The organism is Desertivibrio insolitus, assembly GCF_017355965.1.
Taxonomy (GTDB): domain Bacteria; phylum Actinomycetota; class Actinomycetes; order Actinomycetales; family Microbacteriaceae; genus JAFIQW01.
The window spans coordinates 132,650-149,348 of sequence record NZ_JAFIQW010000001.1; the positions used below are offsets into that span (position 1 = coordinate 132,650).

The 16,699-nt window shown below is 71.9% G+C and carries 17 protein-coding genes; 4 read left to right on the forward strand and 13 right to left on the reverse strand.

Annotated elements, in window-relative coordinates; genetic code table 11:
• Window positions 1-107 precede the first annotated feature (107 nt).
• From JUB10_RS00650 to JUB10_RS00665, 4 genes are read right to left on the reverse strand one after another with little or no spacing between them, the layout of a single operon-like run.
• On the reverse strand, window positions 108-581 hold the full coding sequence (locus JUB10_RS00650) for a pilus assembly protein TadG-related protein (protein ID WP_207453312.1): 474 nt from the start codon (window positions 579-581) through the stop codon (window positions 108-110).
• Window positions 582-634: 53 nt separating this feature from the next.
• A complete protein-coding gene (locus JUB10_RS00655; protein WP_207453314.1) occupies window positions 635-1,084 on the reverse strand; it encodes a hypothetical protein in 450 nt (149 codons plus the stop codon).
• Window positions 1,059-1,412 (reverse strand): TadE/TadG family type IV pilus assembly protein, encoded by a 354-nt coding sequence (locus tag JUB10_RS00660; RefSeq protein ID WP_307859028.1) that lies wholly within the window; start codon window positions 1,410-1,412, stop codon window positions 1,059-1,061. The genes JUB10_RS00655 and JUB10_RS00660 overlap by 26 nt, the downstream gene beginning before the upstream one ends.
• Window positions 1,413-1,450: 38 nt before the next feature.
• The gene (locus JUB10_RS00665; RefSeq protein WP_207453316.1) at window positions 1,451-1,636 is read right to left on the reverse strand and encodes a hypothetical protein; all 186 of its coding nucleotides are present in this window, start codon (window positions 1,634-1,636) and stop codon (window positions 1,451-1,453) included.
• Window positions 1,637-1,824: 188 nt separating this feature from the next.
• Between JUB10_RS00665 and JUB10_RS00670 the strand changes: the two genes are divergently transcribed.
• A complete protein-coding gene (locus tag JUB10_RS00670; protein ID WP_207453317.1) occupies window positions 1,825-3,606 on the forward strand; it encodes a SidA/IucD/PvdA family monooxygenase in 1,782 nt (593 codons plus the stop codon).
• Between the two features lie 13 nt (window positions 3,607-3,619).
• Here the strand turns inward: JUB10_RS00670 and JUB10_RS00675 are convergent, their stop codons facing one another.
• On the reverse strand, window positions 3,620-5,374 hold the full coding sequence (locus JUB10_RS00675) for a BCCT family transporter (RefSeq protein ID WP_207453318.1): 1,755 nt from the start codon (window positions 5,372-5,374) through the stop codon (window positions 3,620-3,622).
• 132 nt (window positions 5,375-5,506) lie between these two features.
• Between JUB10_RS00675 and JUB10_RS00680 the strand changes: the two genes are divergently transcribed.
• Window positions 5,507-6,316, forward strand: coding sequence for a hypothetical protein (locus tag JUB10_RS00680; RefSeq protein WP_207453319.1), 810 nt, complete (start codon window positions 5,507-5,509; stop codon window positions 6,314-6,316).
• 149 nt (window positions 6,317-6,465) lie between these two features.
• Here the strand turns inward: JUB10_RS00680 and JUB10_RS00685 are convergent, their stop codons facing one another.
• The 7 genes from JUB10_RS00685 to JUB10_RS00710 all read right to left on the reverse strand — a co-directional run bounded on the left by JUB10_RS00685 (window position 6,466) and on the right by JUB10_RS00710 (window position 13,882).
• Window positions 6,466-8,220 (reverse strand): DEAD/DEAH box helicase, encoded by a 1,755-nt coding sequence (locus JUB10_RS00685; protein ID WP_207453323.1) that lies wholly within the window; start codon window positions 8,218-8,220, stop codon window positions 6,466-6,468.
• A 59-nt stretch (window positions 8,221-8,279) separates the two neighbouring features.
• Complete coding sequence (locus tag JUB10_RS00690; RefSeq protein ID WP_207453324.1) at window positions 8,280-8,831, reverse strand: J domain-containing protein; 552 nt, start codon at window positions 8,829-8,831, stop codon at window positions 8,280-8,282.
• 44 nt (window positions 8,832-8,875) lie between these two features.
• Window positions 8,876-10,657 (reverse strand): N-acetylglutaminylglutamine amidotransferase, encoded by a 1,782-nt coding sequence (locus tag JUB10_RS00695; protein ID WP_207453327.1) that lies wholly within the window; start codon window positions 10,655-10,657, stop codon window positions 8,876-8,878.
• 193 nt (window positions 10,658-10,850) lie between these two features.
• Window positions 10,851-11,288, reverse strand: coding sequence for a type II secretion system F family protein (locus JUB10_RS14450; protein WP_242682000.1), 438 nt, complete (start codon window positions 11,286-11,288; stop codon window positions 10,851-10,853).
• The gene (locus JUB10_RS14455; protein ID WP_242682001.1) at window positions 11,246-11,785 is read right to left on the reverse strand and encodes a hypothetical protein; all 540 of its coding nucleotides are present in this window, start codon (window positions 11,783-11,785) and stop codon (window positions 11,246-11,248) included. Before JUB10_RS14455 ends, JUB10_RS14450 begins: the two co-directional genes overlap by 43 nt.
• On the reverse strand, window positions 11,782-12,645 hold the full coding sequence (locus JUB10_RS00705; protein WP_207453328.1) for a type II secretion system F family protein: 864 nt from the start codon (window positions 12,643-12,645) through the stop codon (window positions 11,782-11,784). The genes JUB10_RS14455 and JUB10_RS00705 overlap by 4 nt, the downstream gene beginning before the upstream one ends.
• A 13-nt stretch (window positions 12,646-12,658) precedes the next feature.
• Window positions 12,659-13,882, reverse strand: a complete 1,224-nt coding sequence (locus JUB10_RS00710) for a CpaF family protein (protein ID WP_374191687.1) — start codon at window positions 13,880-13,882, stop codon at window positions 12,659-12,661.
• Window positions 13,883-13,970: 88 nt separating this feature from the next.
• Here JUB10_RS00710 and JUB10_RS00715 point away from each other — a divergent pair, with 88 nt between their 5' ends.
• The gene (locus JUB10_RS00715; protein WP_207453329.1) at window positions 13,971-14,543 is read left to right on the forward strand and encodes a YdeI/OmpD-associated family protein; all 573 of its coding nucleotides are present in this window, start codon (window positions 13,971-13,973) and stop codon (window positions 14,541-14,543) included.
• 46 nt (window positions 14,544-14,589) lie between these two features.
• On the forward strand, window positions 14,590-15,045 hold the full coding sequence (locus tag JUB10_RS00720) for an NUDIX domain-containing protein (protein ID WP_207453330.1): 456 nt from the start codon (window positions 14,590-14,592) through the stop codon (window positions 15,043-15,045).
• An 89-nt stretch (window positions 15,046-15,134) separates the two neighbouring features.
• Here JUB10_RS00720 and JUB10_RS00725 read toward each other — a convergent pair whose 3' ends face one another.
• The gene (locus tag JUB10_RS00725) at window positions 15,135-16,619 is read right to left on the reverse strand and encodes an MDR family MFS transporter (RefSeq protein ID WP_207453332.1); all 1,485 of its coding nucleotides are present in this window, start codon (window positions 16,617-16,619) and stop codon (window positions 15,135-15,137) included.
• Window positions 16,620-16,699: the final 80 nt, after the last annotated feature.

Sequence of the window (16,699 nt, forward strand, 5' to 3'; positions counted from 1 at the left end):
GAGCGGGGCGAGTCGGGGGCTGATGCAGTCGAGCCTAGTTCGGGGTCGAGGACCGGCCCGGGATGCTCTGCGCCCCACTCCCGGGTCGCGTGGATTCGGCGTCGGGACTACTCGGTGCCGAACACGCTCCTCGCGGTCGCCGTCACCTCGAGCCGCAGGCCGTCGGGCACGAAGACCGTCAGCACCGGCGGCGCCCAGGCCGACGACAGCGTCACGGTCGCGCTGAGGCCGTCGGCGGTGCCGCCGCTCTCGAGGCGGACTCCGTCGAGCGCGGTGGGCGCCGAGCCGAGGTACTCCCCCGCCGCCTCGGTGACGGAGGCGTCGGTGAGGGTGGGCCGCGGTCCATGGGCCGTGACGGCGACCTCGCCGAGCGTGAACGCCTCGGCCGCGGCGAGCGCGGCGCCGTCGGCGAGGGTGAACAGCCGCTTGCGCTCGAGGTACAGCGACGTCGCCGCCGTGACGAGCAGCACGAGTGCGAGGCACAGGAAGGCGTAGAACGACGTCAGGATGAGGGTCGACCCCTCGTCGTCCGCGCCCTTGGGAGACCAGCCCAGACTCCGTCGCGTCCCTTCATCACCCATCACGCGGCATTCCTCCCGTCGGATCCCGCCGCAGCTTCAGCCACTGTCCACCCTCACTCGCCGCTCCAGAACCGCGAGACCTGCTGCGTGGCCTGCGCCTCCAGCGGGACCCCGAGCGGCGTCTCGACGTCGAGCACCGGAGGCACCAGCGGAAGGGGCACCGTCGTCGACACGGTGACCGTCACGGTGGCGGCGCGGCGGAGGCATCCGTCGCCCCGCGCCTCGCACGCGATGCCCAGCCGAGCCGCCGACGCGTCGAGTCCGTGATCGTCGAGGGCGAAGGCGAGGGCGCGCTGCGCGGCGACCGAGCCCTCCGCCGGTGACGACGACTGCACGTAGACGCGCACCGCCTGTCGGGCCGCGCCCTCGACCGCGAGCGCGCCCGCCTGCACCTGCGCGAGCACCAGCACCAGGTAGACCACGGGGACGAGCAGGAGCACGCCGACCGAGACGAACTCGAGGGACGCGGTGCCGGAGTCATCCGACCACCTCCACCGCCGCATGCCCGCTCACCTCCAAGGCGTCGTCGACGCCGAGCAGCCCGAGCAGCGGCAGCGGCGCCCGCACCGTCACGACCGTCGCGGGGTGTCCGAGGTGATCGGTGTAATCGGCGGACACGTCCGTCGCATAGCCGGGCCCGAGCGCGGTGGCGAGCAGGTCGCGCGTGCGCTCGGCTCCGTCCTCGAGCGAGGCACCGGCGAGCGCGGCGTAGCGGGCTCCCTCCGCCGCGGCATCGACGGCGGTGTTGCGAATGTGGAGGGCGAGGCCGAGTTGCATGACCGAGAGCGCGACGACCGTGAGCAGCGCGGCGACCAGCACGAACTCGGGCACCGCCGCCCCGCGCTCGCCGCATAGCGCCCGCAGCACGGCTAGAAACCGGTGACGCGATCGATCGCCTGCTGGAACACGCCGCTCAGCGCCGGACCGGCGAGAGCCCAGATCACGACGACGAGCCCGGCCGTCATCAGGGTGATCAGCACCCAGCCCGGCACGTCGCCGCGGTCGTCGCCCAGCAGGAGGCGTGCCCTGGCCGCCCATCCGCGCAGTGTGGTCATGTCGACTCCCTTCCGCGGGTCATCCTGCGCCGGGCGCGGGAGAAGCATCGGAGGTTGTCCACAGGCTCACGAACGGGCGGCGATCTCGGCAACCGATCCGGTTACGGAGCTGAGGTGTTCTTCACGGCGTTCGCCGGTGGCCACTTCTAGCGCTGCCGCTCCCACGCCTGCCCGAGTAAGCTCCGCCCATGGCGAAGAAGCCGCGACTTCCCCTGGCGAAGGATGCTGAGCTCTTCGCGCCTCCCGCGCTCGTCACCCGCTACTCGGAACTCGGTACACCCGGTGAGCGCCGCCCGTGGTGGTCACCGGTCGGATGGCTGCTGGTCGCGGTATCGACGATCGTCCTGTACGCCGTCTTCCTCGTCCTGTCTCCGGTGATCCTCGCCCACATCGCGCTCCGGCGGCTCTGGGCCCGACGCCTTCGCTATCGCCGCGACCCCGAGCGCCTCCGCATCGCCATCGTCGGAGCGGGCTGGAGCGGGCTCCAATGCCTGCAGCGGCTCAAGCGGATCGGGGTGACGGATGTCGACGTGTTCGAGCGCTACGGCGAGATCGGCGGCACCTGGTCGCCGAGTCTGCGCTACCACGGTTTGCAGATTCACGGCAGCATGACCGTCACGTCGTTCGACGGCTTCCCGTACAGCGACGACCCCGATGTCCAGGGCGGCAAGGTGATGGCCGAGGAAGTGGAGCGCTACATCGCGCGCTTCGCCAAGGCGCACGACCTGCTCGGTCACTGCCGGCTGAACTCGAACGTCGACACCGTGGACTACCGCTCGGCCGACCGCACGGGCGTTCTGGGGATCACCGACACTCGCACGGGCGAGCGACGCACCACGGGGCCCTACGACCTGGTGCTCTGGGCCTCGATGTCCGCGTTCGGCGAAGTGCCCCATCTGCCGGGAGCCGACGTGTTCCGCGGCATCGAGTTGCACACGACGCAGTTGTCGGGCGAAGCCTTCGACGACCTCGTCTCGAGCGGACGGCGTGTGATCGTGGTCGGAGGCGGAAAGGCCGCATGCGACGTCGTGTTGGGACTGCGCCGCGCCGGCTACGAGAACTTCGCCTGGGTCATGCGCAAGCCCTACCTGTTCTACAAGTTCGAGTCGCTGTTGCATGCCGCGTCACCGACGGACAGGCTGCGGGGCCTCACCTACCTCGCGACCGTGCTCTGGCTGGGGCTGTCGAAGCGGCTCGGCGCGGTGCTGCATTGGTCCTCGGGCTACCTGCACACATTCGGCGACCCACATCTCGATCTCACCCACTTCCACGGCGGGGTGCTGTGCGCTACGCAGCGCAGGGCGCTCGAGAACATTCCCTACGAGGTCGGCGACCCCGTCGCCTTCGATGCTCATGGGCTGCTGCTCGCCGACGGACGACGTGTCGACGGGGATGCCGTCATCTGGGCCACGGGCAACCGCAGCGGGATTGACACGCTCGCGCTCACCAAGGACGGGGCACCGTTCACCCTCGACCCAAGGGCGAAGCTCTACAACCACTTTATCGTGCCCGGTCTGCCGGTGCTGGCGTCGTCGACGGCGCTGTGGACCACCTTCGGCCCCATGCGCGCCACCAACGCCGCCGACCTCGCCGTCTACCATCTCTGCGTGCGCGGGGAGCGCAGCGAGCGCGAGATGCAGCGGGCGGCCGACCGGCAACTGAGTAGCAACAGCATCGTGCACTCGTTCATCTGGGCACGCGGGGCGTGCTGGCTGCAGCAGTGGGTGTACTTCCACATCGATCTCATGCTGCAGGGCATCACGCCGATCGACGCGTTCCTCAAGCACGCCGTCGAAGTCTTCGTGCTCGCGAGGGAGACGCCGCTCGCCTTCAATCTGCTGCCGCCCACCCGCTTCCTCGCCGGCGACGCAAGAAGAACGACGACCGGCGCGGGCGCGGGCAGGAGGACCTCAGCCCCACGACGGCGGGTAGAACGCGGAAAGGGGCGGTCACCCGCCCCTCCCCCCTGATCACCGCAGGCAGTTACTTCTCGGTGAGCCCTGTGCCGGCGGCATCCGGGGTACGCCTCCTGCCGAGCCGTGGTCGCCGCACGCGCGGTCGCGGCTCGAGCGGTGCGTCCCGTTCGACCTCGAGTCCGTAGAACTCGCCGATGTGGTCGCGGAACTGGGCGCGCTGCGCCCTCTCGTAGGCGCGGCGCTCGCGGCGGAACGCGATCGCGGTCGCCACGCAGATGAGCACCATGACGACGCTGAACGGGAGCGCCGACAGGATCGCCGCCGTCTGCAGCGTCGCGAGCCCGCCGACGAGCAGCAGCGCGATGGCGAGCAGCGCGCAGAGCCCCGCGAAGAAGACGCGGAGCAGGCGCCGCGGGTCGGTGTCGCCGCCGCTCGCGATCATCGCCATGACGAGCGCACCGGAGTCGGAGCTCGTCACGAAGAAGACGGCGATCAGCAGGATCGCGCCGAACACGAGCACCGCGCCGGCGGGCAGCCCGGCCAGCAGGTCGAACAGCGACGCCTCGGTGTCGACGGAGCCGTCGGCGCCGACCAGCCCGCCCTCGCCGTACAGCTCGCGGTACAGCGCGGTGCCGCCGACGATCGAGAACCACAGCATCGTCAGCAGGGTCGGCACGAGCAGCACGCCCATCACGAACTCACGCACCGTGCGGCCCTTCGAGACGCGCGCGATGAAGACGCCGACGAACGGCGCCCACGACATCCACCAGCCCCAGTAGTACGTGGTCCAGGCGGCCTGGAACGCCTCACCCTCGGCTCCGGCGTAGGCGCTGACGTTGAAGCTCAGGCCGATGAAGCTGCTGAGGTAGTTGCCGATGGACTGCACGAAGTCGCGCAGCAGGAACTGCGTCGGCCCCACGACGAGGAGGAACACCAGCAGCGCGGCGGCGAGCAGCAGATTGAAGTTGGACAGCCACTTCATGCCCCGGTCGAGGCCCGAGACCAGCGACGCGATCGTGAGCGCCGTGACGATCAGGATGACGACGATCTGCACGGCGAGCGAGGACTCCACGATCCCCGCGTGCTCGAGTCCCGCCGCGATCTGCAGCACCCCGAGCCCGAGCGACGTGGCGACGCCGAACACCGTGCCGACGAGCGCGACGACGTCGATCGCGTTGCCCCAGCCCCCGCGCACGCGGCGGCCGAGCAGCGGCTCGAGCGCCCAGCGGATGCTGACCGGACGACCGCGGCGGTGCACGGCGTACGCGAGCGCGAGCCCGACGACCACGTAGATCGCCCAGGCGTGCACGCCCCAGTGCAGGAAGGTCTGCGACATCGCGGACTGCGCGAGCTGCGCCTCCGTGCCCGTGACGCCGGGCCGCGGGTTGGCGAAGTGGTTGAGCGGCTCGGCCGCTCCCCAGAAGACGAGCCCGATGCCCATGCCCGCGGCGAAGAGTAGCGAGAACCACGAGACGAGTGAGAACTCGGGGTCGTCGTCGTCCTTGCCCAGCCGGATGTCGCCGAAGCGGCTGAAGCCCATGAACAGCACGAACGCGACGAACAGCGCCGCGATGAGCACGTAGTACCAGCTGAACGTGCTGATGACGCTCGACTGGATCGCGGCGACCGCCGCCGCCGTGGCATCCGGCGCCACCATCGCCACGAGCACGACGGCGAGGATCACCGCGGCGGCGGGCCAGAACACCCAGCGAGCGAGCCCGAGGCGGGCGGACCCGGTCGAGGGAGCGGCGGCGGATGACGCGGTGCCGGCGGTCGGCGCCGCGTCGGCGGCGTCGTGGTCGTGCTGTGTCAGGTCGCTCATGCATCTCCAAGGTTCGGCGCAAAAAACGCCCTCCACCGTACTCGAGTCCAGAAATCGTCGCGATTCGGCGCTCCTGGGCTTGACACCCGCGGCGGCGTTCCGGTCGGCGTCCGCGCGCTCTAGATTCAGAGGATGAGCGCGATCGTCGAGCGCCGCCCCTCCCTCGGCAGGCTGCGCGCGGCGCGCGTCGTCGCCGGGCTCCTGTGCCTCGTCGCGGCCGTGCCCTACTTCGGCCTCATCGATCTCGCGACGCTGGTCGGCTGGGTCAATCCCGCCTTCGTCTGGCCGGTACCGCTCGAGGTGAGTTGGGGTGTGCTCTTCACGTTCTTCCTCGCCGCGGGCTACGGCTGGGTCGCCGTCGTGCCGACCCGGCCGACACCCGGCGTCGCCGCGCTCGCGATCGGCGGCGGATGCCTCGTGCTCGGCGCGGCGCTCGGTGCGGACGGACGTCCCCTCCCCGTCGCGGTCGCCGTGCTCGCCACGACCGTGCTGCTCGCGGTGCTGACCGACGCCCGCACCGGGGTCGGCGCGTGGCGGGTGCACTGGCCCTATCTCGTGCTCGTGGCGCCCGGCGTCGCGCTGTGGCTGCCGTACGTGCTCTCCGCCCTCGCCGCGTCGCGGCTCCGCTTCGGGAGCGACATCACCAATGGCGTCGACCACTGGCCGGTGCAGGCCTCCGCCGGGCTGGCGGTGCTCGCCGGCAGCATCGCGCTCGCCGTGTGGCATCCGGGCCGCCCGCTCCTCCGCGTCGCCGTCGTCATGTCGGCCGGACTGATCGGCGTCGCCGCCCTCGCCTACCCCGACCGCGACGGCGCCACGGAGGGGCAGCTCTGGGCGATCGCCGTCGTGCTCTGGGCGCTCGTGCTCGCGCTGCTCCCCGTGACGGCGCCGGGTGGAGGGCGCCGCTCCGGGTCGGACCGCACCGGGTCGGACGGGGAGTAGCCCTCTACGAGCGGTGCCGCGGCTTCCGGGCGGACGGCTCCCGGCTGGACCCGGAGCCGCCCGTCACGAGCGTGCCGCGACTTCCGGGCGGACCCGAAGCAGCCCGGTACGAGCGGTGCCGCGGCTTCCGCGCGAACCCGGGCAGCCGATTACGAGCGGTGCCGCGGCTTGCGGGCAGGCCGCTCGCTCGCGCTGCTGCGCGGGCCGCGATCCGGCTTGAGCTCGATGAGGCGTCCGCTGATGCGGGTGCCGCTCAATCGGTCGAGCACGTCGGAGGAGAGGTCGGCCGGAAGCTCGACGAGCGAGAAGTCCTGGCGGATGTCGATGCCCCCGAAGTCGCCCCGATTGAGGCCGCCCTCGTTGGCGAGGGCGCCCACGATCTGACGCGGCTCCACCTTGTGCCGGCGGCCGACCTCGATGCGATACGTCGAGAGCGACGCGCTCGAGGGACGACCGCGGCGCTCCGGCCGCTCGCCGTCCTCGCGGCGACCCTTCGCGGGGCGCTCCCGGTCGTCACGGTCGAAGCGCTGCGGCTTCTCGTCCTCGGGCGAGAGGAGCAGCGGCGTCTCCCCCTGCGCGACGATCGCGAGCGCCGCGGCGACGTCGGCCTCGGGCACGTCGTGGTGCTGCACGTAGTGGCCGATGATGTCGCGGAACCGGGCGATCCGGTCCGACTGCTCGAGAGCCGCCGTGATCTGGTCGTCGAAGCGGGTGAGCCGGGTGGCGTTGACGTCCTCGGCGCTCGGCAGCGGCATCTGCGTGAGCGGCTGACGCGTCGCCTTCTCGATCGCCGTCAGCATCCGGCGCTCGCGCGGAGTGACGAAGCTGATGGCGTCGCCCGTGCGTCCGGCGCGGCCCGTGCGGCCGATGCGGTGCACGTAGCTCTCGGTGTCGATCGGCAGGTCGTAGTTGACGACGTGGCTGATGCGGTCGACGTCGAGCCCGCGGGCCGCGACGTCGGTCGCGACGAGGATGTCGAGCTTGCCCGACTTCAGCTGGTTGACGGTGCGCTCGCGCTGCGCCTGCGCCACGTCGCCGCTGATCGCGGCGGCGGTGTAACCGCGGGCGCGGAGCTTCTCGGCGAGCGTCTCAGTCTCGTTCTTCGTGCGGACGAAGACGATCATCGCCTCGAAGTTCTCGACCTCGAGGATGCGGGTGAGGGCGTCGACCTTCTGCGGGTACGACACGACGAGGTAGCGCTGGGTGATGTTGGCCGACGTCGTCGTCTTGTTTTTGACCGTGATCTCGGCGGGGTCGTGGAGGTACTTCGCCGAGATGCGACGGATCTGCGCGGGCATCGTCGCCGAGAACAGCGCGACCTGCTTGTCCTCCGGGGTGTCGGCGAGGATCGTCTCGACGTCCTCGGCGAAGCCCATCTTGAGCATCTCGTCGGCCTCGTCGAGCACGAGGTACTTGAGCTCGGAGAGGTCGAGCGTGCCCTTCTCGAGGTGGTCCATGATGCGGCCGGGGGTGCCGACGACGATGTGCACGCCGCGGCGGAGCGCGGAGAGCTGCACCCCGTAGCCCTGGCCGCCGTACACCGGCAGCACCCGCACGCCGCGCAGGTGCGAGGCGTACCGCTCGAACGCCTCGCACACTTGCAGGGCGAGCTCACGGGTGGGCGCGAGGACGAGCGCCTGCGGGGTCGTCTGCGACGTGTCGAGGCGGGAGAGGATCGGCAGCGCGAAGGCCGCCGTCTTGCCGGTGCCGGTCTGCGCGAGGCCCACGACGTCGCGGCCCTCGAGCAGCAGCGGAATGGTCTCGGCCTGAATCGCCGACGGCGTCTCGTACCCCACGTCCTTCAGCGCTTTGAGCACCTGGTCGTGAAGACCGAGCTGGGTGAAGGTCAGGTCCGAGCCGGCGGAGCCGGTCTCGTCCTGCGGGCTGCTCTCGACGGAAGACACGAGTCAACGGTAGTTCCCCCGCGGCCTCGGGTGGACCCCTCGGTTCCGCCGGGCTGTGGTCAGAGCGCCCGGCCGCGGCCGTGCAGGAGCAGCAGGATGACCGCCGGCGCCATGAGCAGGCCGCCGAGCAGGGCCCCGAAGGAGATCCAGACGACGGTCGAGATCGCGGTCGCGACGATCGCGATGGCGCTCAGCACCCCGAACGCCCGGCGGCGGGTCACCGCGTAGCCCACCACCGCGATCACGAGCAGCGCCGAGCGCAGCAGGGGCTCGATCGGGGCGACCGGGCTCGCGGACGAGACGCCCGCCACGAGGCATCCGAGAACCAGCAGAACGGCGAGCAGGGCGAGGGCGAGCGGATGCAGCTCGAAGCCCGGCTGCGAAGGCACGGGCGCCGGCGGGGCGACGCTCCGCGATCCGGTGCGCGGCACGAGCCAGCCCTGTGCGTGGATGAGCACGTCGCGGGCCTCGGTGACGCGGGTGAAGAGGGTCGCGTCGCCCGTGAGATCCGGATGCTCGCGCCGGGCGTGGGCGCGGAAGGCGCGCTCGATGTCGGCGCGCGGTGCGTCGACCGGCACTCCGAGCACCCTCGCCGCCGTCGCCGGATCCACCGGCTCAGAGTACGCGCGGCGCGGCGGCGGATGCTGGGCGCGGCTCAGCGCACCCCGTGCCGCTGCAGCCAGAGCTCGAGCACCCCGATCTGCCAGAGCAGGTTCGCCCTGCCGGGGCTGAACTCCCGGTTCGGCTCGGCGAGCAGGACGTCGACGTAGTCGCCGCGGAAGACGCCGCGCGCCGTGGCTTCCGGCGCCCGGAGCGCCTCCCGCACCATGTCGAGCACCGGGCCGTCGAGGTGCCGCAGCGCCGGCACCGGGAAGTAGCCCTTCGGCCGGTCGACGACCTCGGTCGGCAGCACCCGTCGCCCGAGCGCCTTGAGCACCCCCTTGCCGCCGTCGTGCAGCTTGAGTTCCGGCGGGCAGGTGGCGGCGAGCTCGACGAGTTCGTGGTCGAGGAACGGCACGCGGGCCTCGAGCCCCGACGCCATCGTCATGCTGTCGACGCGCTTGACCGGGTCATCCGGCATCAGCAGGTGCGTGTCCGCGTGCAGTCCGGCGTCGAGGGCGGTCTCGACGAGGGGTCCGCTCATCCACGAGCGCAGCAGCTCGCCGCTCGCGTCGTAGGGCACGAGGTGCTCCGGTTCGAGCACGCGGGTCAGGGCGGCGTGCGGCCGGTCGACGAACGCCCGGCTGAAGACCGTGTACGCCTCGTCGGGTCCGGCGTCGCCGAGACGCTGGTGGTAGCCGTAGCCGGCGAGGATCTCGTCGGCGCCCTGCCCCGACTGCACGACCTTGTCGTGCTCGGCGACCCACTCGGCCAGCAGGTAGAAGGCGGGCACGTCGTGGCTGCCCATCGGCTCCGTCATCGCGTCGACGGCGCCGAGCACGGCGGGCACGAGCTCGTCGGCGTCGACGAGCCTGCGGTGGTGCCGGGTGGCGAAGGCGTCCGCGACGGCGTCGGAGAACTCGAACTCGTCCCCCGACTCGCCCCCGGCCTCCCGGAAGCCGATGCTGAACGTGTCGACGTCGCCGCTCGCCTCTTCGGCGAGCAGCGCCACGAGCACGCTCGAGTCGAGCCCGCCCGACAGCAGCACGCCGACGGGGACGTCGGCCACTAGCCGTCGTCGCACCGCGAGGCGCAGCGCGTCGCCGATGGCGTCCTCCCAGTCGCGAGGCGACCAGTCGTCGCGCTCGGGGTCGCGGACGTACGGCGGATGCCAGTAGGTGCGCTCGCTCGAGCGGCCGTCGCGCTCGACGACGCGCACGGTCGCCGGTGGCAGCTTGTGCACGCCGCGGAGGATCGTGCGCGGCGCCGGGACGATGGAGTGCCAGCTGAGGTAGTGGTGCAGCGCGACGTCGTCGATCGACGTGTCGATGCCGCCGCCGGCGAGGAGCGCCGGCAGGGAGGAGGCGAAGCGCAGCCGACCGCGGGAGTCGGCGAGGTAGAGCGGCTTGATGCCCAGCCGGTCTCGCGCCAGAACCACCCGGTCGCGCCGTTGATCGACGAGCACGAGCGCGAACATCCCGATCAGGTGGTCGACGAAGTCGTCGCCCCACTCGGCGTACGCCTTGAGCACGACCTCGGTGTCGCTCGTCGAGACGAAGCGGTGGGCGGCCGAGAGCTCACGCCGGAGCTCGTGGTGGTTGTAGATGCACCCGTTGAAGACGACGGTGAGCCCGAGCTCGGCGTCGACCATCGGCTGGGCCCCGCGCTCCGTGAGGTCGATGACGCTCAGGCGGCGATGCCCGAGGGCGACCCAGCCGTCGCACCACGCGCCCTCGCCGTCGGGGCCGCGGTCCGCCATCGCGACGGTCATCGCCGCGACCGCGTCCCGATCCGCCCGGTCTCCGTCGAACGCGAGCTCGCCTGCTATACCGCACATGCGTGGTGGCGTCGCCTTCTGGTGCAGCGCCGTCCTCCTTCCGTTCACCCAATCTGCGGATCGCTGGGAAACGCAGGGGTTGATCGATCCTCGACTTCGGCGTAACGGCGGCCGCGCGGACCGGACTGCCGCCTCACGCCGGGCGAACGCGCGATCGTTGAGCGGCGAGGCCTCCGCCGCGCGACCGCTCGTCCTAGAAGCCGACCTGAAGCACGAAGACGCCCGGCCAGATCGCGAAGAGCACCGTGATGGGCAGGATCAGGAAGACGAGCGGGACGAGCATCGCGACCTCCTTCTTCCCGGCGGCCTCGAGCAGTGCGCGTTTGGCGTCGTCCCTGGCGTCCTGCGCCTGCGCGCGCAGTACCTCGACGAGGGGGCTGCCCCGCTCGAGCGCCCCGGTGAGCTGCTCGACCGCGCGGCCGAGGGGCGGCAGCTGCAGCGCGTCCGCCAGCGCGGTGAGCGAGCCGGCGAGCGGGAGCCCCGTCGAGACCGCGGCCACGACGCCGCCGAGTTCGCGGGCCAGCTCCCCGCGGCTGATGGTGGAGACCCGACGGAGCGCGTCGAGGATGCCCTCCCCCGCGCTGAGGCTCAGCGCGAGGAACTCGAGCACGGTCGGCAGCTCGCTCGCCATCCGCGCCAGCCGCCGGCTCGCCGCCGCTTCAGCAGGGCGTCGCTCGTCGCGACGGCACCGGCGGCGCCGGACACGACGAGCACGAGCTGCGCCGGAAACGGCAGCGGCTGCGCGAGTGCGAGCGCCACGGCGGCGGCGAGACCGAGCGCGGCACCCCCGCCCGCCCACACGAGCTGCCGTGAGCGGTACTGCTCGAGCGTCGTGGCCGCGCCCGACTGACGCAGCCGCAGGACCGTGGCGCCGGCCCCGCCCGGCAGCATCGCGAGGAGACGACGGGCGACGGAGCGCGCGGGGTCGAGCAGCAGCCCGACGACCGGCAGCGGGCTCGCGGGCCGCCGATCGAGGAACTGGCGGGCGCCGGCGGAGACGTCCTGCACGTACGGCGCGACCCGCGCCACGAGCCGGGGACGCGCCAGCACGGGCAGCGCGCTCAGCATCGTCCACAGCCCGAGCCCGAGCACGAGTCCCAGCAGCACTCCGAGTGCGATCGTCGTCACGAGAAGTACCGCTGTTCCTCGGGCAGCCTGCCGATGCCGAGCATGAGTCGGTACGCGACGACGGAGAGCACGAGGCCCACCAGGATGAGCGCGACTCCTCCGGCGCTGTTGTAGGCCGCGGCCGCCTCGGGCCGGGTGGCGAGCAGGACGAGCACGATCCACGGCGCCGCGACCCCGAGCCGGGCCGCGTTGACGACCCAGCCCTGTCGGGCCTCGACCTCGGCACGCAGCGCGCCGTCCGCGCGCAGGTACCCGGCGAGCGCGCGGAGCACGCCGGGCAGTTCGCTGCCGCCGACCTCGCGAGACATCCGGAGCGTCTCGAGCAGCCGGTCCGCGACCGGGTCGGCGAGCCGGGCCTTGAGCGCGTCGATCGCGAGGCCGAAGTCGCCCGTGATGCGCCAGTCCCGCTCGAACAGGGCGAACTCGGCGCGCATGGCCTCGGGCCCGTTCACCGCGAGCGCCGACAGGGCGTCGGGCAGCGCCTGACCGGACCGCACCCCGGCGACGAGGTGGTCGACGACGTCAGGCCACAGCAGCCGGTTGGCGCGGCGCCGCGAGCGGGCGCGCCACCGCAGGACCGTCGCGGGTGCGGCGAGGCCGAGCACGCCCGCGGCCGCCGCGACCGGGAGCACCGGCACGAGCACGAACGCGAGTGCCGCGGCCCCCAGAGCGACCGCGACGGTGACGCCCAGCAGCACCGGCAGGCCCACGTCCCCGAGCCCCGCGAGCACGAGCCGCTCACGCAGTCGCGCCCCCGCCCTGCGGGGCCGGCGGGAACCACTGACAGGGCGCGGCCAGAGGAACGGGCTCGCCGCGAGCAGCAGACCGAGCCCGAGCAGCAGCCCGAGGGCGGCGGTCATCGTCGCGTTCCCCTCACGCTCTGGCTCCGAGCAGAGGGGTCGGGTCGAAGCCCGCGGCGCGGAACTTGGCGAGCTTCTCCGGGTGTCCGCCGGTCGGCAGGAGCGACCCGTCGCGCAGGGCGAAGAGGGGGCTCGCCTCGATCACGGTGCCCGTGGTGCGGCCGCTCGGCGCGAGGATCTCGCTGACGCGCCGGCTGCCGCTGCGGGTGAGCTCGCATTGCACGACGACGTCGATGGACTGTGCGACCGTGGGCACGACGAACGAGCCGTCGATGTTCCGCCCCGCGAGCAGCGGCAGAGTGCACAGCTTGCCGAGGGCGTCGCGGGCGCTGTTCGCGTGGATCGAGCACATGCCGGGCAGCCCGCTGTTCAGGGCGATGAGCAGGTCGAGCGACTCCGCCTCACGCACCTCGCCCACGACGAGCCGGTCGGGCCGCATGCGCAACGCCTCCTTGATGAGGCGGCGCAGCGTGATCTCACCGGTGCCCTCGAGGCTCGGCTGACGGCACTGCATCCCGACCACGTCGCGCGCGGGCACGTCCAGCTCGAAGGTCTCCTCGACGGTGACGATGCGCTCGCTCGACCGGCAGGCGGCGAGGAGCGCGCCGAGCAGGGTCGTCTTGCCGGTGTGCGTCGCGCCGGAGACGAGGATGTTCTGCCCGCTCAGCACGCACATGCGCAGGAACTCGGCCGCGGTGCGGCTGAGCGAGCCGAGCGCCACGAGGCGGTTGAGGTCGCCGAGGCGCTGCGTGAACTTACGGATGTTGACCGCCCAGTGCCGCTGCGTGATGTCCGGGATCACGACGTGCAGCCGGGACCCGTCGGGCAGCGAGGCGTCGACGAACGGCGAGGAGAGGTCGACGCGGCGGCCGGATGCCTGCAGCATCCGCTCCACGAGCGTGCGCACCTCGGCGTCCGTCAGTCGCACGTCGGTCGCCTCCGAGACGCCGTTGCGGGCGACGAAGACCTTTTCCGGCGAGTTGAGCCAGATCTCCTCGACCTCGGGGTCGTCGAAGAACGGCTGCAGCGCACCGAAGCCCGTGAGCGACGCGAGCGCCTCGCTCGTCACCGCCGCCTCGTCGGGAGGCAGCGGTTGGGCGCCGCCGAGCGCGCGCTCGCTGTATCGCCGGAGCTCCTCGCGCACGTAGCGGTCGGCGCGGTCGCGGTCGAGCGGCCCGCCCTCGCGGCGCACCCGCTCGCGCACCCCCTGCACGATGAGTCGCGTCGCCTCGGTCACGACGCCGATCCTGCGCCGGATCGTCGTCGGGCGTCGGCGGTTGTCCACAGCCTGCCGGGATGTCGGCGGCACGCCCTACCCTCGGCTCATGGTGGCCTTCGCCGACAAGCCGCTGCTCGAGGTCGAGAGCGTCGAGGAGTGGGAACGGTTCCTCGAGAACGACCCGCCGGACGGCGGCGTGCGCCTGAAGCTGCTCAAGAAGACTCGCACGGGCCCCGGCATCCAGTACCCGGAGGCGCTCGACGTGGCGCTCTGCCACGGCTGGATCGACGGGCAGGTCGCCCGCTTCGACGACGACTACGTGCTGCAGGCCTTCACGCCGCGCCGGGCGCGCAGCCCCTGGTCCCAGATCAACCGGGAGCACGTCGAGCGGCTCATCGCGGAGGGCCGGATGCGGCCGGGCGGGCAGGCGGAGATCGACCGCGCGAAGGCCGACGGCCGCTGGGACGCCGCGTACCGGCAGAAGGGCATGGACGTGCCCGACGACCTGCAGGCGGCGATCGACGCCTCCCCCGCGGCCGCCGAGTTCTTCGCGACCCTGTCGAAGCAGAACCGCTTCGCGATGGTGTTCCGCCTCGGCAACCTCAAGCGCCCGGAGAACCGGGCGCGCCGCATCGCCGAGTACGTCGCGATGCTCGAGCGCGGCGAGACGCTCCTGTGACGGCGGCGCGGAGGACGCGCGACGTCAGCTGACGTAGCGTGAACGGATGCAGCGCAGTGCCGGCATCCTGCTCTTCCGCCGCTCCCCCGGGCTCGAGGTGCTGCTCGGTCACATGGGCGGGCCGTACTGGGCGGGCAAGGACGAGCACGCCTGGTCGATCCCCAAGGGCCTCTACGAGGAGCCGGAGCAGCCGCTCGACGCGGCGCTGCGCGAGTTCGCCGAGGAGCTGGGGCAGCCGGCCCCGGCTGCCGCGTACGAGCCGCTCGGCGAGTTCCGCGTCTCGAGCGGCAAGGTGCTCACCGTGTTCGCCGGCGAGGGCGACGCCGACGTGAGCTCGATCACGAGCAACACGTTCCGGCTCGAGTGGCCGCCGCGCTCCGGGCGGCTGCAGCAGTTCCCCGAGCTCGACGGCGCCGCGTGGTTCGCGCTCGACGCCGCGCGGACGAAGGCGGTCAAGGGGCAGCTGCCCGTGCTCGCGGCGCTGGAGAAGCGGCTCGCCTAGCACCCGGTGACCGGGCGCACCGACGAGTCGGCGCCGGAACGACGAAGGAGCGGACCCCGCGACGGGATCCGCTCCTCCGAGCAGACGGGTCAGTGGCCGCCGGCGCCCGCGGGCAGCTCGTTCTTCGGGCGGCGCACGAAGAACGACCCCACCACGGCGACGAGCGAGATCATCGCGCCGACGCGGAACGCCGCCTGCACACCCTCACCGGTCGCGGTGACCGCGTCGCCGCCGGCCGCGAGCCCCGCGACCGTGCCGAGCGAGAGCACCGTCACGAACAGCGCGGTGCCGGCGGCGCCGGCGAGCTGCTGCACGGTGCCGACGATCGCCGAGCCGTGCGAGTACAGCTCGCGGCGGAGCGACCCGAGGCCGCTCGTGAACAGCGGCGTGAACATGAACGCGAGCCCGGTCGAGAGCAGCATGTGCAGGGCGATCACCCCCCAGATCGGCGTCGACGGGGTGAGCACCATCGTCATCGTCCACAGCGTGATGCTGAGCACGATCGTGCCGACCGGCACGAGCGGTCGCGGTCCGACGCGGTCGAAGAGGCGACCAACGATCGGCGACAGGATCGCCATGAGCACGCCGCCCGGCAGCAGCAGGAGCCCGGTCTCGAGCGCGCCGAGCTGCAGCACCGACTGCAGGTAGATCGGCAGCACGATGAGGGTGCCGAACAGGGCGATCATGCTGATCACGAGCAGCGCCGCGGAGAGCGAGAAGCTGAACGACGTGAAGGTGCGCAGGTCGAGCAGCGCGGCGTCACGGCGCTGCAGCACGAGCTGACGCCAGATGAACGCGCCGAGCGCGACGACACCGAACGCGAGGGGCAGCGCCGGGGGCAGCAGCGAGTGTCCCTCGACCGACTCGCCGATGCTCGACAGCCCGAAGATCAGCCCGCCGAACGCGAAGGCCGAGAGCACGATCGACAGCACGTCGACGGCGACCGCCCGCGGCGTCGTGACGTTCTGCAGGTACCGGATGCCGCCGACGAGCGCCGCGACGGCGATCGGCAGCACGATCACGAACATGAAGCGCCAGCTGAGCGACTGCAGGATGATGCCCGACACGGTCGGCCCGATCGCCGGCGCGACGGAGATCACGATCGAGATCGTGCCCATCACGCGACCGCGGTGGCTCGGGTGCACGAGGTTGAGCACCGTCGTCATGAGCAGCGGCATCATGATCGCGGTGCCGCTCGCCTGCACGATGCGGCCGAGCAGCAGGATGCCGAAGCCGGGCGCGATCGCCGCGATGAGCGTGCCGAGGCTGAACAGCCCCATCGCCGCGATGAACACCGGCCGCAGATTGAAGCGCTGCAGCAGGAAGCCCGTGGCGGGGATGACGACGGCCATCGTGAGCATGAAACCGGTGGTGAGCCACGTCGCCGTACTCGCGGTGACGTTCAGGTCCTCCATGAGGCGCGGCAGGGCGACGCCCATGATCGTCTCGTTGAGGATCACGACGAACGCCGAAACGAGCAGCAGCCCGATAACGAGCTTGTTGACGGGGCTCAGCCGCTCCGGGACATCCGTCTCGGCTCTCGTTCCCGTGCCGATGCTCTCGTCCACACTCATCCGGTGCTCCTATCTGTCGTCGTCCTCGGGAAGGCAACGGCAGCAGGGCCGCACTCATTCCGCGAGGAGGGAATATTTCC